Annotated in this window: 21 protein-coding genes and 1 pseudogene; 11 read left to right on the top strand and 11 right to left on the bottom strand. The window is 66.6% G+C overall.

Features of this window, described 5'->3' with window-relative positions:
- Nucleotides 1-62 precede the first annotated feature (62 nt).
- Together fdxA and dapC are read left to right on the top strand one after the other, a co-directional pair.
- Complete coding sequence (gene fdxA, locus ACRCUN_RS17275) at nt 63-386, top strand: ferredoxin (RefSeq protein WP_462142840.1); 324 nt, start codon at nt 63-65, stop codon at nt 384-386.
- Between the two features lie 26 nt (nt 387-412).
- Nucleotides 413-1,510 (top strand): succinyldiaminopimelate transaminase, encoded by a 1,098-nt coding sequence (dapC, locus tag ACRCUN_RS17270; RefSeq protein WP_462142839.1) that lies wholly within the window; start codon nt 413-415, stop codon nt 1,508-1,510.
- 66 nt (nt 1,511-1,576) lie between these two features.
- On the opposite strand, the gene ACRCUN_RS17265 is transcribed toward dapC, so the two are convergent.
- The 4 genes from ACRCUN_RS17265 to ACRCUN_RS17250 form a co-directional block, all read right to left on the bottom strand.
- A complete protein-coding gene (locus tag ACRCUN_RS17265; RefSeq protein WP_462142838.1) occupies nt 1,577-2,194 on the bottom strand; it encodes a response regulator in 618 nt (205 codons plus the stop codon).
- Nucleotides 2,191-3,354 (bottom strand): sensor histidine kinase, encoded by a 1,164-nt coding sequence (locus ACRCUN_RS17260; protein ID WP_462142837.1) that lies wholly within the window; start codon nt 3,352-3,354, stop codon nt 2,191-2,193. Before ACRCUN_RS17260 ends, ACRCUN_RS17265 begins: the two co-directional genes overlap by 4 nt.
- Nucleotides 3,355-3,371: 17 nt before the next feature.
- Nucleotides 3,372-4,856: a carotenoid oxygenase family protein gene (locus tag ACRCUN_RS17255; protein WP_462142836.1), complete on the bottom strand. Its 1,485-nt coding sequence runs from the start codon at nt 4,854-4,856 to the stop codon at nt 3,372-3,374.
- Nucleotides 4,857-4,946: 90 nt separating this feature from the next.
- Nucleotides 4,947-6,524: a PucR family transcriptional regulator gene (locus ACRCUN_RS17250; protein WP_462142835.1), complete on the bottom strand. Its 1,578-nt coding sequence runs from the start codon at nt 6,522-6,524 to the stop codon at nt 4,947-4,949.
- An 83-nt stretch (nt 6,525-6,607) separates the two neighbouring features.
- Here ACRCUN_RS17250 and pruA point away from each other — a divergent pair, with 83 nt between their 5' ends.
- Together pruA and ACRCUN_RS17240 are read left to right on the top strand one after the other, a co-directional pair.
- Nucleotides 6,608-8,236 carry an L-glutamate gamma-semialdehyde dehydrogenase gene (gene pruA / locus ACRCUN_RS17245; protein ID WP_462142834.1) on the top strand — a complete coding sequence of 543 codons (1,629 nt, stop codon included), beginning with the start codon at nt 6,608-6,610 and terminating at the stop codon, nt 8,234-8,236.
- 2 nt (nt 8,237-8,238) lie between these two features.
- The gene (locus tag ACRCUN_RS17240; RefSeq protein WP_462142833.1) at nt 8,239-9,198 is read left to right on the top strand and encodes a proline dehydrogenase family protein; all 960 of its coding nucleotides are present in this window, start codon (nt 8,239-8,241) and stop codon (nt 9,196-9,198) included.
- A 47-nt stretch (nt 9,199-9,245) separates the two neighbouring features.
- On the opposite strand, the gene ACRCUN_RS17235 is transcribed toward ACRCUN_RS17240, so the two are convergent.
- On the bottom strand, nt 9,246-9,782 hold the full coding sequence (locus tag ACRCUN_RS17235) for an NUDIX domain-containing protein (protein ID WP_462142832.1): 537 nt from the start codon (nt 9,780-9,782) through the stop codon (nt 9,246-9,248).
- Between the two features lie 34 nt (nt 9,783-9,816).
- Here ACRCUN_RS17235 and ACRCUN_RS17230 point away from each other — a divergent pair, with 34 nt between their 5' ends.
- Genes ACRCUN_RS17230 through ACRCUN_RS17220 form a run of 3 tightly spaced genes read left to right on the top strand, consistent with a single transcriptional unit; the run spans nt 9,817 to nt 12,445 of the window.
- Nucleotides 9,817-11,223 carry an acyl-CoA synthetase gene (locus tag ACRCUN_RS17230; RefSeq protein ID WP_462142831.1) on the top strand — a complete coding sequence of 469 codons (1,407 nt, stop codon included), beginning with the start codon at nt 9,817-9,819 and terminating at the stop codon, nt 11,221-11,223.
- A complete protein-coding gene (locus ACRCUN_RS17225) occupies nt 11,214-11,561 on the top strand; it encodes a VOC family protein (RefSeq protein WP_462142830.1) in 348 nt (115 codons plus the stop codon). The genes ACRCUN_RS17230 and ACRCUN_RS17225 overlap by 10 nt, the downstream gene beginning before the upstream one ends.
- 17 nt (nt 11,562-11,578) lie before the next feature.
- Nucleotides 11,579-12,445 (top strand): helix-turn-helix transcriptional regulator, encoded by an 867-nt coding sequence (locus tag ACRCUN_RS17220; protein WP_462142829.1) that lies wholly within the window; start codon nt 11,579-11,581, stop codon nt 12,443-12,445.
- Nucleotides 12,446-12,448: 3 nt separating this feature from the next.
- Here ACRCUN_RS17220 and ACRCUN_RS17215 read toward each other — a convergent pair whose 3' ends face one another.
- A complete protein-coding gene (locus ACRCUN_RS17215) occupies nt 12,449-13,309 on the bottom strand; it encodes a helix-turn-helix transcriptional regulator (RefSeq protein ID WP_462142828.1) in 861 nt (286 codons plus the stop codon).
- 146 nt (nt 13,310-13,455) lie between these two features.
- Between ACRCUN_RS17215 and ACRCUN_RS17210 the strand changes: the two genes are divergently transcribed.
- Nucleotides 13,456-14,397: an SDR family oxidoreductase gene (locus ACRCUN_RS17210; protein ID WP_462142827.1), complete on the top strand. Its 942-nt coding sequence runs from the start codon at nt 13,456-13,458 to the stop codon at nt 14,395-14,397.
- 11 nt (nt 14,398-14,408) lie between these two features.
- Here ACRCUN_RS17210 and ACRCUN_RS17205 read toward each other — a convergent pair whose 3' ends face one another.
- Together ACRCUN_RS17205 and dapD are read right to left on the bottom strand one after the other, a co-directional pair.
- Nucleotides 14,409-15,257: an LmeA family phospholipid-binding protein gene (locus ACRCUN_RS17205; protein WP_462142826.1), complete on the bottom strand. Its 849-nt coding sequence runs from the start codon at nt 15,255-15,257 to the stop codon at nt 14,409-14,411.
- 29 nt (nt 15,258-15,286) lie between these two features.
- The gene (gene dapD, locus ACRCUN_RS17200) at nt 15,287-16,267 is read right to left on the bottom strand and encodes a 2,3,4,5-tetrahydropyridine-2,6-dicarboxylate N-succinyltransferase (RefSeq protein WP_462142825.1); all 981 of its coding nucleotides are present in this window, start codon (nt 16,265-16,267) and stop codon (nt 15,287-15,289) included.
- Here dapD and dapE point away from each other — a divergent pair.
- The 3 genes and pseudogenes from dapE (at nt 16,266) to ACRCUN_RS17185 (ending at nt 19,509) form a co-directional block, all read left to right on the top strand.
- A complete protein-coding gene (gene dapE / locus ACRCUN_RS17195) occupies nt 16,266-17,333 on the top strand; it encodes a succinyl-diaminopimelate desuccinylase (protein ID WP_462142824.1) in 1,068 nt (355 codons plus the stop codon). The two genes, dapD and dapE, sit on opposite strands and share 2 nt — an antisense overlap.
- Nucleotides 17,334-17,352: 19 nt before the next feature.
- Entirely contained in the window at nt 17,353-17,718 is a 366-nt protein-coding gene (locus ACRCUN_RS17190; RefSeq protein WP_462142823.1) for an Hsp15 family ribosome-associated heat shock protein, read from the top strand.
- Between the two features lie 173 nt (nt 17,719-17,891).
- A pseudogene (locus tag ACRCUN_RS17185) lies at nt 17,892-19,509 on the top strand (ABC-F family ATP-binding cassette domain-containing protein).
- On the opposite strand, the gene ACRCUN_RS17180 reads toward ACRCUN_RS17185, so the two are convergent.
- From ACRCUN_RS17180 to ACRCUN_RS17170, 3 genes are all read right to left on the bottom strand, one after another.
- Nucleotides 19,499-20,296: an ESX-1 secretion-associated protein gene (locus tag ACRCUN_RS17180; RefSeq protein WP_462142822.1), complete on the bottom strand. Its 798-nt coding sequence runs from the start codon at nt 20,294-20,296 to the stop codon at nt 19,499-19,501. The pseudogene ACRCUN_RS17185 and the gene ACRCUN_RS17180 sit on opposite strands and share 11 nt — an antisense overlap.
- 151 nt (nt 20,297-20,447) lie before the next feature.
- On the bottom strand, nt 20,448-21,173 hold the full coding sequence (locus ACRCUN_RS17175; protein ID WP_462142821.1) for a hypothetical protein: 726 nt from the start codon (nt 21,171-21,173) through the stop codon (nt 20,448-20,450).
- A 192-nt stretch (nt 21,174-21,365) separates the two neighbouring features.
- Nucleotides 21,366-23,675 carry a TPR repeat domain-containing protein gene (locus tag ACRCUN_RS17170; protein ID WP_462142820.1) on the bottom strand — a complete coding sequence of 770 codons (2,310 nt, stop codon included), beginning with the start codon at nt 23,673-23,675 and terminating at the stop codon, nt 21,366-21,368.
- Nucleotides 23,676-23,696: the final 21 nt, after the last annotated feature.

The raw sequence follows: 23,696 nt of genomic DNA, 5'->3' as shown, positions 1-23,696 counted from the left end.
CGGACTCACGAGTCCTGACCACACGTACCCGACCAGCAGCCCACTGGACAGGAGAGACATCAGTGACGTACGTCATTGCCGAACCCTGCGTCGACGTCAAAGACAAGGCATGCATCGAGGAATGCCCCGTCGACTGCATCTACGAGGGTGCACGCATGCTGTACATCCACCCCGACGAGTGCGTGGACTGCGGTGCATGCGAGCCGGTCTGCCCGGTCGAGGCCATCTACTACGAAGACGATGTGCCGGACCAGTGGAGCAGCTACACGCAGAGCAACGCTGATTTCTTCTCCGAGCTCGGCTCGCCGGGCGGTGCCTCCAAGGTGGGCCAGACGGACAACGATCCGCAGGCCATCAAGGATCTGCCGCCGCAGGGTGAGGACTGATCACGGTCGGGACTGACCTCGAGCCCGTGCGCCAGCGCCGTTCAGCGATATTGCCGGAGTTCCCGTGGGACACCCTGGCCGACGTCACCGCGCTGGCACGCTCGCACTCTGACGGCATCGTCGACCTTTCGGTAGGCACTCCGGTAGACCCGGTCGCCCCGGTGATCCGGGAGGCGCTGGCCGCCGGTAGTGCCGCACCCGGTTATCCGACGACCGCGGGGACGGCTGCGCTGCGCGAGGCGATGGAGAAGGCGCTTCAGCGTCGCTACGGCATCACCGAGTTGACGCCGGATGCCGTGCTGCCGGTGATCGGTACAAAAGAGCTCATCGCCTGGCTGCCGACACTGCTCGGCCTCGGCCCGGACGATCTCGTCGTCGTACCCGAACTCGCCTACCCGACCTACGAGGTCGGCGCGCTTCTGGCCGGGACGCAGGTCCTGCGCGCAGACTCGCTGACGCAGCTCGGCCCTCAAGTGCCCGCGCTGATCTATCTGAACTCCCCGAGCAATCCGACCGGCCGGGTGTTGGGTGTCGAACATCTGCGCAAAGTGGTGTCGTGGGCGCGGCAACGCGGCGTGCTGGTCGCCTCAGACGAGTGCTATCTGGGCTTGAGCTGGGATGCGCATCCGCTCAGCGTGCTGCATCCTTCCGTCTGCGACGGCGACCATACCGGGCTGCTCGCCATTCATTCGCTGTCGAAGACGTCCTCGCTGGCCGGCTACCGAGCCGGTTTCGTCGCGGGTGACCCGGCCGTGGTCGCCGAGCTGCTCGCGGTCCGCAAGCACGCCGGGATGATGGTCCCGACGCCGGTGCAGGTGGCCATGATCGCCGCCCTCGACGACGACGACCATGAAGTGGTGCAGCGCGAGCGGTACGCGCATCGCCGCGACCTGTTGTTGCCCGCGTTCCGCGCGGCCGGATTCACCGTCGAACACTCCGAGGCGGGCCTGTATTTGTGGGCCACACGTGGTGAGCCGTGCCGCGAAACCCTGAAGTGGCTGGCCGGGCGGGGCATTCTCGTCGCACCCGGCGAGTTCTACGGACCGGCCGGTGCGCAGTACGTGCGGGTTGCGCTGACGGCCACGGACGAGCGCATCACCGCTGCGGTGCAGCGATTGACCTGAGCTGCGGTGCAGCGATTGAGCTGAGCTGCGGTGCAGCGATTGACCTGAGCCGCGGTGCAGCGGCTCTCAGCCCAGTAGCCCGAGCGACATCGCCGTTGTGACCGCCGCGGTGCGGTCCGACACCTCGAGCTTGTTGAACGCGCGCAGCAGATGCGTCTTCACGGTCGCCTCGCTGATGTGCAGTTCGCGGCCGATGTCGGCGTTGGTCTTGCCCTTCGCCACCAACGCGAGCACCTCGACCTCGCGCGCGGACAGTGACGCAGGAGCGCGCATCAGGCCGAACAACCGGCTCGCCACCGACGGCGCCAGCACGGTCTTGCCGGCGGCGGCGTCGCGCACCGCCGTTGCCAACTGTGCGCGGGACGCGTCTTTGAGCAGATAGCCCGCCGCGCCTGCCTCGACGGCGCGCAGGATGTCGGCGTCGGATTCGTAGGTGGTGACGACGACGACGCGAGTCGACGCCGAGGCGGCCAGGATGCGTTCGGTCGCAGCGACGCCGTCGACGCCGGGCATCCGCAGATCCATGAGAACCACGTCCGGGCGCAGGGATTCGGCCATCGTGATCGCCTCGGCGCCCGAGGCCGCCTCGCCGACGACCTCGAGATCTTCCTCGGCGTCGATCATGCCGCGCAGCCCTTCCCGGACCACCGGGTGATCATCGACCAACAGCACTGTCGTCGTCATGCCGGAACCTCGATGTCGATTCGCACGCCGGGCGGTGATGACACCGTCACCGTGCCACCCGCCTGGCCGACCCGCGCGCGGATACCCTGCAGGCCGAAGCCGTCTTGGTGGTCGTCGGGGAGTCCGATCCCGTTGTCCGACAACGTCAACTGCACCGAATCTGCCGCGGCGCGCAGCGTCACGGTGACTGCACTGGCGTGGGCGTGCTGGCGGATGTTGGCCAGTGACTCCTGGGTGGCGCGCAGCAGGACGACGTCGGTGGCCATGCCGAGCGCGGGCAACTGCTCATCGACGTGCACCGCCACCGGTATGCCGGTCTCGGCGGTCAGGCGCTCGCATTGCCTGCGGATCGCCGCGGGCAGCGAGTCGGCGCCGAGGGCGGCGGGCGTGAGGTCGGCGACCATGACCCTGGCCTCGGCAAGGTTTTCGCGTGCCGTGGACTCGATGAGCTCGACGTGGTTGACGGCGGCGGCGCGGTCGGTTTCCAGCTCGACCTGTACGGCCTGCGCGAGCGCGACGATGCTGGTGAACCCTTGCGCGAGCGTGTCGTGGATCTCGCGCGACAGGCGCTCGCGTTCGGCGGCCGCACCGGCCAGCCGGGACAGCCGTGCCGATTCGGCACGGGACGCGGCGAGTTCGGACACCACGTCCGCGAGCATCCTGCGCTGTTTCATCGAGGTCATGATGACCGTGCCGATGACGGGTGCACTCACCACGCCGATGGCGGTAATAGCAATGGCCAGTGGGAGATTCGGGGAGCGGATGTCACCGAGCAGCGTCAGTGACAACGGCACGAGGTTCACCACGGTGGTCACGGCGAGCGCGGCCGCGAGCGGCAGGGTCGCGAAAAACAGTGGATACAGCGCGGGTATCGCGGTGACCGCGACTGGTGAAGCCCACATGGCGAGCACCCACAGCGCAACGACGACGACGATGAAGCTGACTGTGCGCCAGGAGGTCTCATCGCTGCGAATGACATCGTTCCCGACGGCCGCGATGACCGCCAGGAGTGCCGCGAGCGCACACACCGCCAACACCACATGTCCACCGAACCGGCCCTGCAGCAACACGACCGCGACCATGGCGACCACGATCAGGCCCGCCACGTAGCCTTTCCACAGCCAATGCCACTCGCTGCCCCGGGCCGTCGGCGCCGTCATCCTGCCGATGCTAGCGCTCAGCTGTCCACCCAGTTGCCGTGAAAGCCATGCGGCACGCGGACCGGAATGTGCACGGTGGCCACCGTCTCCAGCGTCTGCCCGTCGAGCAGGATCAGGTCGCTGCGGTCCGCGGCGTGGTCGTAGACGAAGCCCATCAGGACGCCGTCGTTCTCCTCGGAATCGGGACCCGACGGGACGAACACGAACTCGCCGGGCTCGCGCCCCGGCCCGAAGGACACATGCTCGCTGGTGCCGGTGGCCAGGTCATGGCGCAGGATCGACTCGGGCGCGGTGATTCCCGGCGCATGCGGGGTATAGCCGACGGCGTAGCCGTACCGATGCCGCAGGCCGACGAGGCGTTCGTCGACCCGCGGGAACTCCTGGGGCGTGTCGTCCAGGCGTTCTTCGTCGACCTTGCCTGTCGCGAGGTCGACGGTCCACCGGTCGAGTGTGCGGGCGTTGGTGAACTGCTCCTCGGGGGCGAACACCGACTCGTGCCGCACCACGTCGAGCACAATCCGCTCACCCTCGGGTCCGGATTCGTCGTAGGCGTTGAGCGGGTGGAACACGTAGCAGGGATCGACCTCGAACCACCGGATGTCGGCGGCCGTACCGGCCCTGGGAAATACACCGATGCGTGCTTGCCGCTCGGGCGCCCAGCGATACGGAAACGCGCCGAGCGCCGAGGTGCCGCCGTTTTCGGAGGCCCGGATGACGGCGCGGACGACGAAATCGGGCGCGGCGTGGTGAGAGGCGAACCGGCTGAGCCACCGTGCGGCGGCCTTGGTCGGCCGGCTGGTCATCTGGCCGGAGAAGTCCAGTGCGACCGGCAGGTCGTAGATCACGACGTAGTGCTCGGTCAGCGAGAAGTCGTGCATCATCGTCTGTGCGCGCAGTGGTATGTCGACGGTCCTGCGCACCTTGCCGTGCACATCGGTGACTGTGTACTGCACCAGGTTGCCGCGCATGGGGTGGTAGGACACCGCGTGCAGCTCGCCGGTCAGCGGATCGCGTTTGGGGTGCGCGGTGTAGCCGGCCATCAACGTCCCGCAGAAGTCCGAGCCGCCAATGGTCTCCAGCTCGTCGTCGAGTTCATAGGGCCGGACGCCGGACTCGGTGAGGGCCAGCGTGCGGCCTGCGTGCCCGATGACGTTGGTGTTGGCCGCGAAGTCGAGACCGGCGCGACGCGGTCCGCCCGGCCAGCGCTCACCGAGCTTGCGGGCCACGTCGGCCGACCGGACCCAGCGGTTGCGGTACCACTGTGCCTTGCCGTCGCGCAGCCGCAGTCCGTGCACCATCCCGTCGCCGAGGAACAGGTGATATCGCGCGGGGTCCGGATTGCCGACCGAATTGGGACCGTTGCGCAGGTAACGCCCGTCGAGATAATCGGGAATGGTGCCGGTGACGGCCAGGTCCAAGGCCGTCGTTTCCTGGTGAACCGGCGCGTAATTGCCGGCGAGATAGACGTTTTCGGATTCTCGTGCCGTCAGTGCCGTTGTCATGCATTCATGGTCTGGTCTCTACGCGACGACCGCGACGACCTGGCGGCTGATTGTGCTGTCAGTCGAATGGTTGACAGTGTCCGATGAGCTTCACGCCGTCGCCCGCAAGCTCAGCGAAAGCAAGAGCCGTACATCGGGATCGGAGAGCGGTGTGCCCAGGAGGTTTTCCAGGCGGCGGACCCGATAGCGGACGGTGTTGGGGTGAACGTGTAGCCACTGTGCGGCGGCGGCGATGTCACCGAAACTGTCGAGATACGCGCGCAACGTGTCGGCGAGCATGGGTTCGTCGGTTCGCAGTGCGCGCACCCGCGGATCGATCAGCCGGTCGTCGGCGGCGATCGCGGTGACGATCTCGTCGAGCAACACCGTGGTGCGCGCCTCGGCCAGGGACGTGACCTGGCCGAGCGCACCGGGGTGACGTTCGGCGCTGTCGAGCACGCGGTCCACCTCGGCGCGGGCGGCGGCTGCCCCGGCCAGTCCGGCAACCGGCGCCGCGATCACGGCGTGCACCTCGAGACCGAGCTCGGAGCGCAGCGCTGCCACAGTCCCACGGATCCACGACGTCACCGCGGCCGGCTTTCCCGTGCTCGGGAACAGCACGTAGACCCGCGTGCGAACCGACGCCACCTGTGCGTCGTGGCGAAAAGCGCTGGCGCTCAGGGACAGTACGTCGGCCAGGCGGGCACCCGCCGAACTGCCGTCGAATCCGATCAGCGCGGCCCGGCCGTCGAGCGGAACGCCGAGTTCGCGCGCGACGAATTCGATGTCGACAGGGTCGTCGTCGTCTCGCAGCCCGAGCAGTTCCTGCACACGGATGGCGTGCGTCGACGGGGTCGCGGCCAAACGGGCCATGATGCGTGCGGCGAGCACGGCTGCGCCGCGTAAGACGTCGTCGGCGTCCTCGGCCAGCGGGCGGCTGCCCTGCTGAACCCAGATCGTGCCGGCGAATGCGGGTGCTCGACGCTCGTCGGCGGCCGGTTGGAAGATGCCGATCGCCGACCGTGGCCGCAAACCCAACTCGGGACGCTCGGCAACGCGCACCACCTCGGGTTTGGCGCGCAGCGCATCGAAGATGCCCCACTGGGCGATCCACGCGAGGTGTTCCGACGGCCCCGCGCGGCCGAGGATCGACAGCCGCCGCAGTTCGTCCGCCTCGTCGTTGGATGCCGAGTACGCCAGCACGTGCGACTGGGCGTCTTCGATGCTCACCATGCCGTGCGTACGGTCGGCGATCGACTGGGCCAGCCCGAACAGGTCGGTTCCCGAATCGTGCAGCGCGCGGTCACCGTGATGTTCGAAGACGTGGTTGACCAGCCGGTAGAGCCGCTCCCAGCGTGCCCGCGGGTCGACGGCGACCACGGCGGTTCCAGCGCCCGCGGCGCGGGCCACCACAGCCGGTGACGGCTCTTTGATGAAGATCGCGGCCGGCGCTCGCCTTGCGGTCTGGTGGTCGACCCAGTTCAGCGCGTCGGTTTCCGAGATGCCCAACAGGAAGAACAGATCGGCCGATCCGGCGGCCGGGGCCAGCCCGAGCCGCACGTCGTCGGAATCGATGAGCGCCGCCGACGCCACTGGCAGATCGAGCCCGCGCGGTGCCTGCACGAGCCGGACCAGCGTGGCGTCCAGCGCCAACAGCAGTTGTCCGAGGCTGACACCGGTGGCCCGCATGTTGTCCGATTCTACTGACGGCCACTCGCACTGTTGTGTGATCGGACAAGGGTTACGTGGATCACGTCGGGGATTCTTATGGCATGGATGCCATCACCGACGTGCCGATGCCGGCCAACGAGCCGGTCCACGACTATGCACCGGGCTCGGGTGAACGCACCCGGCTCACCGCGGCCCTGTCCGAACTCCAGGGCGCTCCGATCGATCTGCCGCATGTCATCGGCGGCGACCACCGGATGGGCGGGGGCACGCGCATCGACGTCGTGCAGCCCCACCGTCATTCGGCTCGGTTGGGCACCTTGACCAACGCCGAGCACGCCGACGCGTCGGCGGCGATCGACGCCGCGCTCGCCGCGAAGCACGAATGGGCCGCGCTGCCGTTCGACGAACGCGCCGCAGTCTTCTTGCGTGCCGCCGATCTCCTGTCGGGCCCCTGGCGGGAGAAGATCGCCGCGGCGACGATGCTGGGGCAGTCCAAAACCGCCTACCAGGCCGAGATCGACGCGCCGTGCGAGTTGATCGACTTCTGGCGTTTCAACGTCGCGTTCGCGCGCCAGATCCTGGCCCAGCAGCCGATCAGCAGCCCCGGCGTCTGGAACCGGACCGATCACCGGCCGCTGGAAGGTTTCGTCTACGCGATCACGCCGTTCAACTTCACCGCGATCGCGGGCAACCTGCCCACCGCACCCGCACTGATGGGCAACACCGTGGTGTGGAAACCGTCGCCGACCCAGACCTTCGCGGCGTACCTGACCATGCAACTGCTGGAGGCCGCTGGACTTCCGCCGGGTGTGATCAACCTGCTCACCGGCGACGGAATCGCGGTTTCCGAAGTGGCCCTTGCCGATCCGCGACTCACGGGCATCCACTTCACCGGATCGACCGCGACCTTCCAGCACCTGTGGCGCGAGGTCGGCGCCAACATCGACCGCTACCACACCTACCCGCGGCTGGTGGGGGAGACCGGCGGCAAGGATTTCGTGCTGGCGCATGCGTCGGCTCAGCCGGACGTGTTGCGCACGGCACTGATCCGCGGCGCGTTCGACTACCAAGGCCAGAAGTGTTCGGCCGCGTCGCGCGCGTTCGTGCCGCGGTCGGTGTGGCACGAGATGGGTGACGACTTCCTCTCGGCCACCTCCGAACTGGCGTACGGCGATGTCACCGACCTGTCCAACTACGGCGGTGCGGTGATCGACGAGCGGGCGTTCGCCAAGAACGTCAAGGCCATCGAGAGGGCGAAGAGCGCCGCCGGGGTCACCATCGCGGCGGGCGGTGAATACGACGATAGCGTTGGCTATTTCGTACGACCTACCGTGCTTCTGTCCGACGACCCGACCGACGACGCGTTCTGCACCGAGTACTTCGGGCCGATCCTCGCCGTGCACGTCTATCCCGACTCCGACTACGACAAGATTCTCGATGTCGTCGACACCGGCGCACGCTACGGGCTCACCGGCGCGGTGATCGCCGACGACCGCGCCGCCGTGCTTCAGGCGCAGGACCGGTTACGTTATGCCGCAGGCAATTTCTACATCAACGACAAGCCGACGGGTGCCGTCGTCGGGCAGCAGCCGTTCGGTGGATCCCGGGCATCGGGCACCAACGACAAGGCGGGCTCGGCGCTCAACTTGTTGCGGTGGACCTCGGCGCGGTCGATCAAGGAGACCTTCGTGCCGTCGACCAACCACACCTACCCCCACATGGAGGCCTGACCATGGGCGTCTTCGATCGCGTCGCGCGACCGGCGATCCTGGCGGCGTCGCGCTCGCAGCGCCTGCGCCACACCGCCGAACGGCTGTCGGTGACCCGTAAGGTGGTGGACCGGTTCGTCGCCGGCGAGACCATTCCCGATGCCCTCGATGCTGTTGTGGCGCTGCGTGGTTCGGGGCGCCTCGTCACCATCGACTACCTCGGTGAGGACACGACGAGCAGTGAGGATGCCGAGCATACGGTACGGGCCTACCTGGCGCTGCTCGACGGACTGCAACTGCGTGCCGAGGCCGAAATGCCGGTCCGCCCACTGGAGGTGTCGCTCAAGCTCTCTGCGCTGGGCCAGGCGTTGCCGCGGGACGGCGAGAAGATCGCGCTCGAGAACGCGCACACCATCTGTACGAAGGCACGGGAAGTCGGCGCATGGGTGACCGTCGACGCCGAGGATCACACCACCACTGACTCCACCTTGTCGATCGTTCGCGACCTGCGGACTGAGTTCGACTGGCTGGGCACGGTCCTGCAGGCCTACCTCAAGCGCACGCATGGTGATTGCGAGGAGTTCGCCGCGGCGGGTGCCCGTATCCGGCTGTGCAAGGGCGCCTACGACGAGCCTGCGTCGGTGGCCTACCGCGACACCGACGAGGTCACCGACTCCTATCTGCGCTGCCTGAGAACGCTCATGGGCGGCCGCGGATATCCGATGGTCGCCTCGCACGATCCGGTGATCATCGACGCCGTACCCGCCCTGATCCGCGAATTCGGCCGGGGGATCGACGATTTCGAATACCAGATGCTCTACAACATCCGCGACGCCGAGCAGCGACGGTTGGCCGATGCCGGCAACCATGTACGGGTGTACGTGCCGTTCGGATATGAGTGGTACGGCTACTTCGTGCGCAGGCTCGCCGAACGCCCGGCCAACCTGACGTTCTTCCTGCGTGCGTTGGCTGAACGCGCCTGACGTTCACTGCCGAACACCTTGCCCCGCAACATTTCCCGGTGGCGGCGTCAACCCTGGTGAAGTAAGAGCATCGCCCACGCTGCGATACTCTGCGCGTCGGTGATGCCGCCGTCGCGAATCATCCGCTCGACCTCGGCGCGGGTGAACCATTCGCTGTGCATGTCCTGTTCTTCGTGCTCGCGTTCGTGGTCGCCCTCGGTCAGCCCGGTCGCCAGGAACACCCAACCCCGCTGGCTGCTCATACCCGGTGCGACGTCGAGTTGGCCGAGCCGCACCACGCTGGCCGCGCGGAGCCCGGTTTCCTCGCGAAGCTCACGCTCAGCCAATTCTGCGGGTTCGAGGTGTTGCTGTTCAGGTGCAGTGCCCTGCGGGAACTCCCAGCGCCGCAGCCCGAGCGGATACCGGAACTGCTCCACGAGGTGAAATCGGTCACCATCGCACGGGATCACCAGTGCGTAGGTCGGTTTGTCCACCACCGCGTAGACCCCGCTACTGCCGTCGGGGCGCACGATGTCGTCCTCACGCAGCGTCAACCAGTTGTTCCGGTACACCTCACGTGTCGAGACCTGCCGGATTACTCCCATCGTTCCATTATCCCGGCGGAGTAGCCTCACATGCGTGTTGCTGGCCTCCTTGAACCCCGCAGCGGTCGCTGCCGGCGCCGATCTCGGCGATGCGGTCCGCATCGACGGTGCTGTGCTCAGCCGCAGCGATATCGTCGGCGCCGCCACCTCGGTCGCCGAACGCGTTGCCGCCGCCCAACGGGTCGCCGTCCTGGCGACACCGACCGCGACCACCGTGCTGGCGATCACCGGATGCTTGATCGCCGGCGTGCCGGTGGTGCCGGTGCCCGCCGACGTCGGGGCCACCGAGCGCCGTCACATCTTGACGGATTCGGGCGCTCAGGCCTGGCTGGGGGAGCGGCCCGACGAAACGGAAGGGCTGGCGCACATTCCCGTCCGGCTGCATGCCCGGTCCTGGCACCGCTATCAGGAGCCCGCGCCGGATGCGACCGCGATCATCATGTACACATCCGGCACCACCGGCCCGCCCAAAGGGGTACCGATGAGCCGGCGGGCGATCGCCGCGGATATCGACGCTCTGGCGACGGCCTGGCAGTGGACCGCTGACGATACCCTGGTGCACGGGCTGCCTCTCTTTCACGTCCATGGTTTGGTGCTGGGACTGATCGGCTCCCTGCGGATCGGAAACCGCTTCGTACACACCGGGAAACCCTCACCCGCTGCCTATGCCGAGGCGCAGGGGTCGCTGTACTTCGGTGTGCCGACCGTCTGGTCGCGGGTGGTCAACGACCTCGACGCGGCGCTGGCCCTGTCGTCGGCGCGTCTGCTCGTGTCGGGTAGTGCACCGCTGCCGGTACCGGTGTTCGAGCAGTTGACCAAGCTCACCGGCAAGCCGCCGGTGGAACGCTATGGCAGCACCGAATCGCTCATCACCTTGAGCACGTTCGCCGACGGTGAGCGCAGACCGGGTTGGGTCGGGTTACCGCTTGCCGGGGTACACACGCGACTGGTCGACGACGACGGCGCACCGGTGCCCCACGACGGCGAAACCATTGGGCGGCTGCAGATCAAGGGGCCCATGGTGTTCGACGGCTACCTCAATCGACCCGATGCCACCGCAGAGGCATTCGATGCGGACGGCTGGTACCGCACCGGGGATGTCGCGGTGATCGACGAAGGCGGGATGCACCGCATCGTCGGCCGGGAGTCGGTCGACCTGATCAAGTCCGGTGGCTATCGCGTCGGCGCCGGTGAGATCGAAGCGGTGCTGCTCGGCCATCCCGGCGTCAGCGAGGTCGCCGTCGTCGGCGTGGCCGACGACGATCTCGGCCAGCGCATCGTCGCGTTCGTCGTCGGCGACGCTGAGCCGGCAGCCCTGATCGACTATGTCGCACAGCAGCTTTCGGTGCACAAGCGGCCACGGGAAGTGCGGCTCGTCGAGAGCTTGCCCCGCAATGCGATGGGGAAGGTCCTGAAAAAGGAGCTCGCGCAATGGGGTTGAGGTTCTCTGAGATCTGCATCGACGCCCGCGATCCCGAAGCGTTGGGTGCGTGGTGGGCGCAGGCCCTGGGCTGGCCGAAGCACACCGATTCCGACGGTGACGTGGTGCTGACCCCGCCGGCCGGTGCCGGCCCCATCTGGTTGTTCCTCGCGGTGCCTGACGACAAGGTGGTCAAGAACCGCCTGCACCTCGACTTCACCCCCGACGACCAGGGTGCCGAGGTGGACCGCCTGATCGGCCTCGGCGCCCGGCATGTCGACATCGGCCAGGGCGAACAGACGTGGGTGGTGTTGGCAGACCCCGAGGGCAACGAGTTCTGCGTGCTGGCCGCCGACTGACCGGTGACAATGGGCTGATGGATCAGGGACAGCTGGCCGACTTCCTTCGCACCCGACGTGAAGCGCTGACACCCGAGGACGTGGGATTGCCCGCCGGTCCTCGCAGGCGAACCGTCGGATTGCGCCGTGAGGAGGTCGCGGCACTCGCGCTGATCTCGACCGACTATTACTGCCGCATGGAGCAGCGGCGTGCACCGCAGCCGTCGGCGGACGTGTTGGTCTCGTTGGCGCGCGCGCTGAGGTTGTCGCTGGACGAACGCGACCACCTGTTCCGGCTGGCCGGGCACAACGCCCCGGCCAGACTACCCACCGGGGATCATGTCAGCCCGGCCACGATGCGGATTCTGGATCGCCTGCAAGACACACCGGCTCAGGTGATGTCGGCGTTGGGCGAGACGCTGGTGCAGACCCCGCCGGCGCGGGCTCTGCTCGGTGAGGAAACGACCTACCAAGGCTTCGCGCGCAGCGTTGTGTACCGATGGTTCACCGACGACGCGTCCCGCGAGCTGTATCCGGTCGACGATCGCCCCGCCATCGGGCTGTCATACGCTGCCGGCGCCAGAATGGCCTATGCGCGCGACGGTGCCGGCTCGCGAGCCGCCCAGATCGTCGACGACCTGCTGAGCCGCAGCGCCGAGTTCGCCGAACTGTGGAAGCGCCACGACGTCGGGCATGCTCCCGAACTGACCAAACGCATCGTGCATCCGAAACTCGGTGTCCTAGAGGTGCAATGCCAGATCCTGCACGACGCGGTGCAATCGCACAGCCTGTTGGTGTTCACCGCCGAACCCGGGACCACCAGCCACGCCAAACTCACTGCGCTGGGCGCCGACCCGGAGTCCTACCTGCGCGACCTCCCCGCCGATGCGCGGGTGAGCCAGTGAGTTTCAACCGTCGAATCGGTGGTGGCCGATGACCGTGGCCAGTTTCAGCTTGGTGTGGCTTTCCGAACCCGGCACCGTCAGGTAGATCACCACCCGCCGGTTGCGGTCCCTGTCGAACAACACCTCGCGCTGCAAGTCGATCACACCGAGTGCGGGATGAACGACACGGCAGGGCCGGTTGACCCGGACCGCGTCCAGCGGCGGTTCACGCCGCCACATCTCGGCGAACTCCGCGCTGCGGCGCAGCAGAAGCTTCACCAATTCCGCTGCTGCTGCGCCGAGTTCACCATCCATCCGGCTTCGGCGCAGATCGCGGACGATCTCGTGACCGATGGTTACGTGCTCATCCACATCGTGGCGTTGCCGTTCGGCTGGGTCGGTGAACCACCGGTAATAACCACTTCGCGACCAACCGGTGAAGCCGGACGCGTCGCCGAAAAGTGCCTTCGCCGAGGGTGTCTGATGCAGCACCCCGCCCAGCGCGTCGACGGCCATGGCCGGTGTGTCGGCCAATCGGCCCAATACGTGCATGACGCCGGGGTTCACATGCGCCGTACCGAGGGTCTGCGCGGCGACGTCATAGCCCGCCGCACTGAACAACCGGTCCCGGTCGGCTCGAGCGAACCGGAGGCCGCGAGCGATGTTGGCGAGCATGGTCGGCGACGGGCGAGGGCCGCAGCGGCGTTCCAGCCTGCCGTAGTAGGCAGACGACACCGAACACAACGCGGCGACCTCGTCGCGGCGCAGACCAGGCGTGCGCCGGCGCGGGCCCCGCGGGAGACCGACGTCTTCTGGCTGCAACACTCGCCGGCGCGCACGCAACAGATCGGCCACATCAGCGAGATCGGCCTCGGCGGATTCCACAACACGATGGTGGGTGAGGCGACCAGGCGGCGGGAGGACCCGGTCATCGGGGGATCGGCGATCAGTGGATAAACCGCCCCTGAATGCGCCATCAGGAACCTGACAGCTTGGAATCACAGAGCTGACAACGCACCGAGGAGACTGTGATGCCGCGCAATGCAGAAGTTCACGTGCCGGACCTGAGCGGCAAACTGGCCGTGATCACCGGTGGCAGCGACGGCATCGGTTTCGGGCTCGCCGGGCGGTTGGCGGCTGCCGGTGCCGAGGTCATTCTGCCGGTGCGCAACACCGACAAAGGTCGTGGCGCCGTTGACCGCATCAAAATCGCCACGCCCGGTGCCCGGGTCGGTATCCGTCGTCTGGATCTGTCATCGTTGCAGTCCGTCGCCGACCTTGCCGGTGAGCTGGTCGACGAGGGACGACCGGTGCACCTGTTGATCAACAACGCAGGCGTGATGAGCCCACCGAACCGCCAAACCACCGTCGACGGTTTCGAACTGCAGTGGGGCACCAACCATCTCGGGCATTTCGCGCTCACCGCGCGGCTGCTGCCTGTGCTGCGGGCGGGCCGGGCGCGGGTGACGACCCAGTCGAGCATCGCCGCCGAAAGAAACGCCATCAACTGGGACGATCTGAACTTCGAGAAGTCCTACTCGGAGAGCAAGGCATACAGCCAGTCCAAGATCGCCAACCTGATGTTCGGTCTCGAGCTCAACCGCCGCAGCGAGCGCGCCGGATGGGGCATCACCAGTAACGTCTCACACCCCGGCGTGACACCGACCAACCTGCTGGCCGCCCAACCGCATATGGGTCGCAGCCGCGACACGCTTCAGGTCCGCGTGGTCCGCCTGATGGCCCGGCTGGGCTTGGTCAACAAATCCGTCGACGAGGGCATGCTGCCCGCGCTGTATGCCGCCACCAGCCCGCACGCGCAGGGCGGTAAATTCTACGGGCCCAGCGGGTTCCGGCATCTGGCTGGCTCACCTGCCGAGCAGGACGTCTACAAACCGGCCCGCGACGCCACCGAGGCCGCCCGCCTGTGGGATCTGTCCGAACGGCTCGTCGGCGTCAACTTCGCCATCCGATAGGGCGGGTCGTGTCAGCCCGCGAAACAGTCGTCTTCCCCGCCGGCCGGAAGGGTGGCGTTAGTAGTGGAAAAGTGCGCCACCACACCGGTTTTGTCCACGGCCACGCTGTCGGCGTGCACGCCGAGGGGGAAGTTGTCGGTCTGGCTGGCCAGGAAGTCGTCGAGCATCGGCTGAAGATCGCTGATCGCGCCCATCCCCGGCCCGGTGGCATCGACGATCTGCAAGGCGAGACCACCTTTGGCGCTGACCTCCGGTTTCACGGTGACGCTGGCCAGCAGGCTGTTGAGTTCCAGCGTGCCGTCGTCGGGGTTGCTCGTCACGTCGGTCACCAGCTGGCCGAGCACCGGAATCGCCGATTGGATCGATTCCTTGATGCCGTCCGCCGGCCAGGTCACGTCGGCGTCGAGGGAACCCATCGTTCCGGCGCTACCCGGACCGTCTTCGAGCCGCAGATTCCGGATGGCGATGTCGAACCGCATGCCTTTGGCTTCGCGGATCTGCCGACCGGCAGTCTGGATGTCGATGACCGTGTAATCCCCGGTGAAGTGCTGCCACAGGAACGGCGGCATCGACGCGAGTTGCACCGTGGACGAATCGCCCATCAAGCACTGCAGCGTCGCGGAGACGATGCTCTTGGCGCGGTCGCGGGCATACCATTCGGCTGCGCCGAGACCCGCCACAACAAGGAGCATGACGATGGCCGCGGTCAACAGGATCTTGGGGCCGCGGCGTTTGGGCGGTGCCTGCGGCTCGGGCGCAGGCAGGTTGCTACGGGCGAACTGGATGGTGGCGTCGTCAAACGGCGAAGGCGCGCTGCCGGGTCGGATCCACGGTTGATCGCCCCTCGGCGGGTATGTCACCCGCCCGATTCTGCCTCACCCACCTCGAGTCAGTTCGCGTGCAGGGCCTCGTTGAGAGTGATGCCGGTGCCGTCCCGCTTGACGACCTCGACCGCACCCGACAGCGAGTTGCGGCGGAACAGCAGATTGCTTGCGCCGGACAGTTCCTTGGCCTTCGTCGTCTGACCGTCGGCGGTGGTCACCTTGGTCCCACCGGTCACGTAGAGGCCGGCTTCGACGACGCAATCGTCGCCGAGCGAGATACCGAGACCCGCGTTGGCGCCGAGCAGACAGCGCTTCCCCACCGAGATGACCTCGGTGCCGCCGCCCGACAACGTGCCCATGATCGACGCGCCGCCGCCGATGTCGGAGCCGTCGTCAACCACGACACCCGCCGAGATCCGGCCCTCCACCATCGAGGTCCCCAGGGTTCCGGCGTTGAAGTTCACGAAGCCCTCGTGCATGACCGTGGTGCCGGAGGCGAGGTGCGCGCCGAGCCGCACCCGGTCGGCGTCGGCGATGCGTACGCCCGTCGGCGTCACGTAGTCGACCATGCGGGGGAACTTGTCGATTCCGTACACCGCGACCGCGCCGCGACGACGCAGCCGGCCACGCGTGGTCTCGAAGCCATCCACCGCGCACGGTCCGAAGTTGGTCCACACCACGTTGGTCAGCTTGCCGAAGATGCCGTCCATGTTGGCTCCGTGCGGGGCGATCAGGCGGTGCGACAGCAGGTGCAGGCGCAGGTAAGCGTCGTGGGTGTCGGCCGGTTTGTCGCCGAGGTCGGCGATCGTCGTGCGTACTGCCACGACCTCGACGTTGCGGTCCTCGTCCTTGCCGGTGAGGCCGGAGAACTCGGCGGGCACGTCGTCGCCGCTCAGCCGGACGGTTCCGGCCGGGCTGTTCGCGCTCAACTCGGGCGCGGGAAACCAGGTGTCCAGGACGGTTCCGTCGGCGGCGATGGTGGCCAGGCCGACGCCAGATGCTGCAGTCACGGAGCTACACGGTACTGGACTAGCCTCGGTGTCCATGGGGCTAGACCTGCGCGCCGATCCGATCGCACTGACGGCGGCGCTCGTCGACATCCCCAGCGAGTCACGACACGAGCAGCGCATCGCCGACGAGATCGAGGCGGCGCTGCGCGCGCAGGCCCCGGCGTTCGAGGTGATCCGCAACGGTGACGCCGTGCTGGCCCGCACCAACCTGGGCCGCCCGTCGCGCGTGATGCTCGCCGGACACATCGACACGGTGCCCGCGGCCGACAACCTGCCGAGCCGCGTGGAAGACGGGGAGATGTACGGCTGCGGCACGTCGGACATGAAGTCCGGTGATGCGGTGTTCCTGCATCTTGCCGCCACGATCGCCGAACCGACGCACGACATCACGCTGGTGATGTACGACTGCGAGGAGATCGAATCGAGCGCCAACGGCCTCGGCCGCATCGAGCGCGAGCTGCCCGACTGGCTCGTCGCCGACGTCGCGATCCTGGGTGAGCCGTCCGGCGGCTACATCGAGGCCGGCTGTCAGGGCACCATCCGCGTCGTCGTCAAGGCCACCGGAACCCGCGCGCACTCCGCGCGATCCTGGCTCGGCGACAACGCGATTCACAAACTCGGTGCGGTCCTCGACCGGCTGTCGGCGTACGAGGCGCGTTCGGTCGACATCGACGGCTGCGTGTACCGGGAGGGCCTCTCGGCGGTCCGAATCGACGGCGGGATCGCCGGCAACGTCATCCCCGACGCCGCGGCCGTCACGGTGAACTTCCGGTTCGCACCGGACCGCAGCGTCGAGCAGGCCGTGGCACACGTGCACGAGGTGTTCGACGGGCTCGACGTGACGATCGAACTGACCGACGCCGCAGCCGGGGCGCTACCGGGGCTGTCGAAACCCGCCGCGGCCGCGTTGATCGCCGCCGCCGGGGGACAGGTGCGCGCCAAGTACGGCTGGACCGATGTCGCGCGCTTCGCCGCGCTGGGGATCCCGGCGGTCAACTACGGGCCCGGCGACCCCAACCTCGCGCACCGCGTCGACGAACGCGTCCCGCTCGATGCCATCACCGCCGCGACCGACATGCTGCGCCGCTATCTGACGAGCTGACCGGGCTACCGTTGGACAGGTGAGCAGTGTTCGCGTCGACAGCTGGATCTGGGCCGTGCGGATCACCAAGACCCGCTCCGCGGCGGCGGCGGCCTGCCGGGGTGGCCATGTTCGCGTCAACGACGTCGCCGCCAAGCCGGCACAGCACGTCAGCCAGGGCGACGAGGTGCGGGTCCGGTTGGACGGCCGCGAACGCATCGTCGAGGTGGTGCGGCCGATCGCCAAACGAGTCGGAGCGCCGATCGCCGCGGAATGCCTGATCGACCGCAGCCCGCCACCTCCGCCCAAGGAGATCCTGGCCGCCGTTCCGGTCCGCGACCGGGGCGCCGGCCGGCCCACCAAACGTGAACGGCGGGAACTGGATCGGTTGCGCGGCTATTCCTGACCGGATAATCGGTTGCACCCGTCGCTATCATGGGTGATTGCAACTGCTGTCGACCGAGGTGGGCTGAAAACATGCTGGGAGACGACGAGATCTCCGGGTAAAACCCCGAGAGCCGATTCTGTCGTCCTGTCCTCACTGCGGTTGCGTGCCGCAGACTCTTCTGGAGTTCCAGCATGTCTATTGTCTGTTCGAATTTGTCGTTTTCGTGGCCCGATGACACCGAACTGTTCTCGGAGCTGTCATTCACCGTCGGACCTGGCCGCACCGGACTCGTCGCACCCAACGGTGCCGGAAAAAGCACGCTGCTCAAGCTGATTGCCGGAGAACTGAAACCGACGGCCGGTTCGGTGACCGTGAACGGCACGGTCGGCTACCTGCCTCAGACCTTGCCCTTCGTCGCCGATCTCACGGTGTCGGCAGTGCTCGGCGTTGAGCCCGTGCTCGATGCGCTCGCGGCGCTGGCCGCAGGTGACGCGAGTGAGGAGATCTTCACGATCATCGGCGATGACTGGGACATCGAGGAGCGGTCACGGGCCCAGTTGGATCGGCTCGGCCTCGCCGAGCTGGAACTCGACCGGAAGATGGGGACGCTGTCCGGCGGGGAAGTGGTGTCGCTGGGTCTTGCGGCGCAACTGCTGAAACGACCCGATGTGCTGCTGCTCGACGAGCCCACCAACAACCTGGATCGATCTCGTTGCGCGGCAACGTCTTTACGCAGCTATCGACGACTATGCCGGGTGTCTGCTGCTGGTCAGTCACGACCGCGTGCTGCTGGACCGGATGGATCAGATCGCCGAGCTGTATCGCGGTGACATCGTCTTCTACGGAGGGAATTTCACCGCATACCAGGAGATCGTGGAAGCCGGTCAGCGGGTGGCCGAGAGCAACATCCGCAACGCCGAACAGCAACTCAAGCGCGAGAAGCGCCAGATGCAGGAGGCTCGCGAGCGTGCGGCGCGGCGGGCGAGCAATGCCGCGCGAAACATCAAGGACGCCGGGTTGCCGAAAATCATTGCGGGCAAGCTCAAACGAGACGCGCAGGAGTCGGCGGCGCGGGCCGACGACGTGCATTCGCGGCGGGTGGACGATGCGCGTTCCCGGCTCGACGACGCCGAACGCGCGTTGCGCGACGACAAGGTCATCGTGCTCGACCTGCCCGACACGGTGGTTCCCGCCGGCCGGACCTTGTTTACGGCGGAGCGAGTGCAGATCAGCCGTGGCGGCCGGAAGTTGTTCGCCGACACGGGAATCGACGTCTCCGTACGGGGACCGGAGCGGATCGCGCTGACCGGTGCCAACGGTGCCGGTAAGTCGACGCTACTGCGGATCATCGACGGGCAGCTCGAGCCGGATTCCGGGATGGTGCAACGCGCCGACGGCCGAATCGCCTACCTGTCACAACGGTTGGATCTGCTCGATCCGGAGCGGACGGTGGCCGAGAGCCTGGCTGCCGCCGCGCCGAGCCTGTCGCACACCCGCAGAATGCATCTGTTGGCGCAGTTCCTGTTTCGCGGCGACCGAATTCACCTGCCGGTCGGCGTGCTGTCCGGGGGCGAGCGGCTGCGCGCGACGTTGGCCTGCGTGCTCTACGCCGAGCCGGCGCCGCAGTTGCTACTGCTCGACGAACCGACCAACAACCTCGACCTGGTCAGTGTCGGGCAGCTGGAATCGGCGCTGAACGCGTATCAAGGCGCGTTCATCGTGGTCAGCCACGACGAACGGTTTCTCGATTCGATCGGCATCGATCGTTCGTGGCGCCTCGAGGGCGGAGAGCTGACGGTTACAGGTTGACCGGGTTGATGCCCGGGCGGTCCTGACCGACCGGGGCGTGGTCCATGCGCTGCATCTCCTCGCGCTCGCCCTGCAGTTCGCGCATGCGCTCTTCGCTCATGATGCCCGACTGCACGGGAGCCTTCTCACCGGTCTCGGGGGCTCCGGCCCCGGCCGGTGCCGCGCCTTCCGGTGCTTCGCCTGCTTGCGTCGCACCGGCGCCGGCACCCTGTGCGGCCGCCGCCGCGGCGCCGCCGCCCGCTCCGGCGGCGCCCTGCGTGGCGGTCTGCACGATGCCCTGAACACCCTGGAACACCTGCTGCGGCATCTGGCCGAGAGCCTGGGCCATGCCCTGCAACGGTTGGGTGACGCCTTGCATCATCTGGCCGGCGATCTGGCCGAACTGGCCCATCATCTGGCCGGCGGACTGGGCGCCGCCGTCCTGACCACCGGCGCTCAGCGTGCCCCCGGCCGAACTCGGCGCACCGGCTGCGCCCTCCATCTGCTGGGCCTGCGCCTTGAGCTTGTCGGCCGAGGCCATGTCACCACGCTCATATGCTTGGGCGGCCTGCCGGAGCAGATCGGAGATCTTGGCAGACGCGGACTGCGTCGCACCCATCGCACTGCCACGTGCCGATTGCGCAGCGTCGAACGCGGTCTGCATCGGGTGGCCGATCGTGCCGTGGCTGTTCAGGACCGTAGAGACGCCGGGGGCGCTGTTGATGAAGTTGCCGACGTCAGTGCTGAGATCGGTCAGCTGCTGCTGCCAGCTGTTCATGGCGCCGGTGTTGGCGACGAACTGATTCATCGAAGCCCCTTGTCATGCGTCGAGCTCATGCGGTCTAGCTAAGGATTCTACGGTCGGCGTAGCTGGGTGAAGTGCGGAAGTTTGTCACCCTGCGCTGGCCGACCCGGGATCTTGGGGTCGGTGAAGTTGAGTGCTCCGGGGAGGTTCTATGTCATTCGCGGTTTGGCCATCCGGGCGTAGCGGGCTCCACCGGAGGGGGATTGTCGATCACCGTGGTAGCCAACTTTTCACGTTCTGCGGCGTTCATCGGATAGCGGTCGAGGCATACCTGCCGCATCTGATCCTCGGTCTCCCGCGCTTCGGCCCGGAAGCGGGTTGCCTCGGGGGAGTCGCGGGCGACGCCAGGATGGTCGACTTCCCACCAGAAAGCCACCGATTCTGAACCGGTAACCGACCACGGGCCGAAAACATCGTCGAGCGGTGCCGGTGACGAGCCCGACTGCGGGCCCGCGGCGGCCGGGGGGGAATCCCCCTCGGCCGCGGCTTGCTTGAATTCGATACGCCAGACCGCCATGTTCGGGGCGTCAGCGTTGCCCGAATGCGTCACGGCGGTGTCGCGCAACGGAGTGAACGCCGCTGACTGCGGGCGGTGGGTGTAAACCCGAAATGTTGCGTCACATACGAAGGCACGGAAGCCTTGTTCGGCGGGTTCGACACGCAAGATGTGCAGGTCTTCGTTTCCGGCGACTTGTTCGCCCGGCGAGACTGTGCCTCGGAACTCGCGAATTTTCTGCTGCGGCAACGGCAGTCGGAGTGTCGCTGCGGCGCCGGGGTTGAGTGATTCCGGTGTCGCTCGAAGGTAGCCGGGGTACGCATACTCGAGGTTCTCGGTGTATGCGACGATCAGCCACGACTCCAAATATGCCCGGAGCGGCACAGCCTGGCCCGATTCGATGTCGATACCGGGTTCTGCGCTCCACCGAAACCGGAAATCGCTTAACTCGGCCGGCCAGTTCGACCGTGCCTCATTCGTAGGTGAGGGCGGGATAGGTGCTGAGTCGCCGCGACAGCTCGTGACGAGCATGCAGCAAACAAGGATTGCGGCAGTCAATACACGTGACATGGGTCCTTATTCGTCCTCTTGCGGATGTAGTGCGTCCAGTTCGTACTGCGGGATGTCGAGGCCCTGCTGGTAGGCGCCCGTGTACATGTCCCACCCCATGTCGTTTTGACCCGCGAGCCCGGACAGATAGTCGGTGAGCTCGCTGGTTGTGACGCTGCCGAATGGGCCCAGCCAGTTCTGGGTCGATTCTGATGGCTGCAACTGGTCGCCGAATATCGCGAGATCCCCTGCCCCCCGTGCTGCTGCATAGGTAGCAGCGAGATGCATGACCTCGTTCACGTTCTTGCCACGCAGTTCCGGGTTGTTGATGTCTGGTGGTTGCCCGACGAAGAAATCACGCAGTGTATCTCCAGGCAGGGCGTCATAGATGGAGAGAGCCGTATCGGCCTTCGGGACGAATCCGACGGCGTCGTGGATCGCGTCGTACCATACTCCGCGCGCTTCCATCGCCTTTTTCGCAGCCTCTTTGGTGTCCCCGGTCTGGTCGTACTGATTGAGAAACTCGCCTTGGTCCATCATGCGTTGCAGATATCCCGCTGACTGCAACGCGCCGGTATCCGGACGCGGTCCGTCGACGAGTGAGCTCGAGTAGTCGGCGATCAAGCCGCGCCATTCGTTAGCCGCGGCGCCGCCGAAAATCCTGTTCGCGGTCGGGTCGGAATCGATGACAGCGAACAGGCCGCGAGTGACAGGCATGTTCGCGTCGCCGCCAGCCTTGTCCAACCCGTCGAGGGAGCCGAAGCCTTGAGTCCCGTCGTCGTTGGCGAGCACCATATCGTCGATATAAGGCATGTTCGCCCGCGCCAGTTCTTGCGCCAGGGCGGGATTGATCTGACCGAGCGACTGATTATCGGTGATATTCAACAGTTCCTTGTAGTGCCTGCCCGCGTAATCGTCGAATGCGTGCATCGTCTCGCCCGCGCGCACGCTGGTGTCGGTCTCGTCCGGTAACAAGAAACCTGCGGAGATGCCGTTGTCGGCCCAGTTGTGCTTGTAAATATCCTCGATGAATCCGTTGTTCGGTGTACTTCCATCCGACCCGACGATCGCGTCGTGGACTGCCGTCGGATCCTGTGATGCGGCCTGCAGCATTCGCTGCAGTGTCGGGTCGAGGTTCTCATGGCCCCACGCGGTGTCCCCATAGGTGGGGAAGCCTTTGTTCTCGAAATCCTCAAGGAGCTCGCGTGTTTGGGCGAGTAGACCGTCGTTGATGGCACTGCCGCGCTGCAGGTTCGGGTCCCCATATTGCGAGATAGCCGCGATATCCCGGTATTCGTCCATGTTGCGGTACGGATCGTTGGGATGGGGCGGGCTTTCCAGGAGGGGTGCATCGAAGACGTCCTGAATGCCCGTCGGCAGGTTGTTCTCATCGCCCTGTGCGGGGACGTAACCAGCATCGCCGGGCTTGAGCGACGGGTCGATCGGCTCGGTGTGCACTTTGTCGCTACCGACAAGATGCAACGCATTGGACACTGCCTGCGCCTGGTTGGGTGGGAGGCCGTCGAGAATGGCCCTGATCTCGGCGGGGGATTTGCCGTCCAGTGAGTCTGACAAACCGTTGAAGTACGCCATGTCCTCAGGGGGAATGTTGAGATTGCCCTCGTTGAGGGCAGCCTTTTCCTCCGCGGTCAGACTGGTGGCGTCCTGCAGGCGCTGCGCTTCTTCGGGGCTGAGTTCTCCGTCTGACAGTGATTCACCGTCTTTACGCCCCTCCTCTGCGGCTTTCTCGACGTCCTCCTTGCGCTTCTCCTCTTCGGATTTCTGGCCCTGGTCTTCGTTGGTGCCTGACGCATTCTGCGCATCGGGGCCGAATCTCTGATTGGTCAGGGTGTCGTACTCACCCTTGAGTTTGTCGACGTTGCCTTTGATGGTCGTCATGTCGGTGGTGGCGGACGTGACGATGTCGTCGACCTTGGTGATGCCCGCCTTGGCGATCGGGATCAACTTGTTCTCGCGATCGGTGGCCGACAGGCCGGTGGGCAGTGAGTTGACCATGCTCTCGACCCAGCCCTTGGACGTATCGAGGTTGGTCCGTCCGACAGTCACGACGTCGGCGGCCTTCTTGACCTCGCCGGCCATCTTCTTGTCGAGCTCGGCGAGCTTCTCGTAGACCGACGCGTGCTCTTTGTTGGCCGCGGCGTAGGCCTGAGATCCGGAACCTTGCCAGCGGTCATCGGGTGCCGCGGCCTCGACGCCGGCCTTCATCTCCATGAGCCGTGAGCTGCCGTCGAACTGGGATCCGTCGTCGGGAGTGCCTTGCCCGAAGGTCTCGCGGGCCTTGTTCCACGTCGAATAGAACCCGTCAAGCGCACTCACACCGCCACCTCCACCGTCCGT

It is taken from the genome of Mycobacterium venezuelense (assembly GCF_054919535.1).
The sequence above is the reverse complement of the archived record's forward strand: the minus strand, read 5'-3'. Positions and strand labels throughout refer to the sequence as shown.

Excerpts from the sequence above, each read along its gene's own strand:
- ACRCUN_RS17250 (WP_462142835.1), bottom strand. The coding sequence starts at position 6,524 with ATGCGGGCCACCGGTGTCAGCCTCGGACAACTGCTGTTGGCGCTGGAC.
- ACRCUN_RS17255 (WP_462142836.1), bottom strand. The coding sequence starts at position 4,856 with ATGACAACGGCACTGACGGCACGAGAATCCGAAAACGTCTATCTCGCC.
- ACRCUN_RS17225 (WP_462142830.1), top strand. The coding sequence starts at position 11,214 with ATGGGGTTGAGGTTCTCTGAGATCTGCATCGACGCCCGCGATCCCGAA.
- ACRCUN_RS17235 (WP_462142832.1), bottom strand. The coding sequence starts at position 9,782 with ATGGGAGTAATCCGGCAGGTCTCGACACGTGAGGTGTACCGGAACAAC.
- ACRCUN_RS17210 (WP_462142827.1), top strand. The coding sequence starts at position 13,456 with ATGCCGCGCAATGCAGAAGTTCACGTGCCGGACCTGAGCGGCAAACTG.
- ACRCUN_RS17265 (WP_462142838.1), bottom strand. The coding sequence starts at position 2,194 with ATGACGACGACAGTGCTGTTGGTCGATGATCACCCGGTGGTCCGGGAA.
- dapE (WP_462142824.1), top strand. The coding sequence starts at position 16,266 with ATGGGGCTAGACCTGCGCGCCGATCCGATCGCACTGACGGCGGCGCTC.
- pruA (WP_462142834.1), top strand. The coding sequence starts at position 6,608 with ATGGATGCCATCACCGACGTGCCGATGCCGGCCAACGAGCCGGTCCAC.
- ACRCUN_RS17180 (WP_462142822.1), bottom strand. The coding sequence starts at position 20,296 with ATGAATCAGTTCGTCGCCAACACCGGCGCCATGAACAGCTGGCAGCAG.
- dapD (WP_462142825.1), bottom strand. The coding sequence starts at position 16,267 with ATGGACACCGAGGCTAGTCCAGTACCGTGTAGCTCCGTGACTGCAGCA.
- ACRCUN_RS17260 (WP_462142837.1), bottom strand. The coding sequence starts at position 3,354 with ATGACGGCGCCGACGGCCCGGGGCAGCGAGTGGCATTGGCTGTGGAAA.
- ACRCUN_RS17240 (WP_462142833.1), top strand. The coding sequence starts at position 8,239 with ATGGGCGTCTTCGATCGCGTCGCGCGACCGGCGATCCTGGCGGCGTCG.
- ACRCUN_RS17220 (WP_462142829.1), top strand. The coding sequence starts at position 11,579 with ATGGATCAGGGACAGCTGGCCGACTTCCTTCGCACCCGACGTGAAGCG.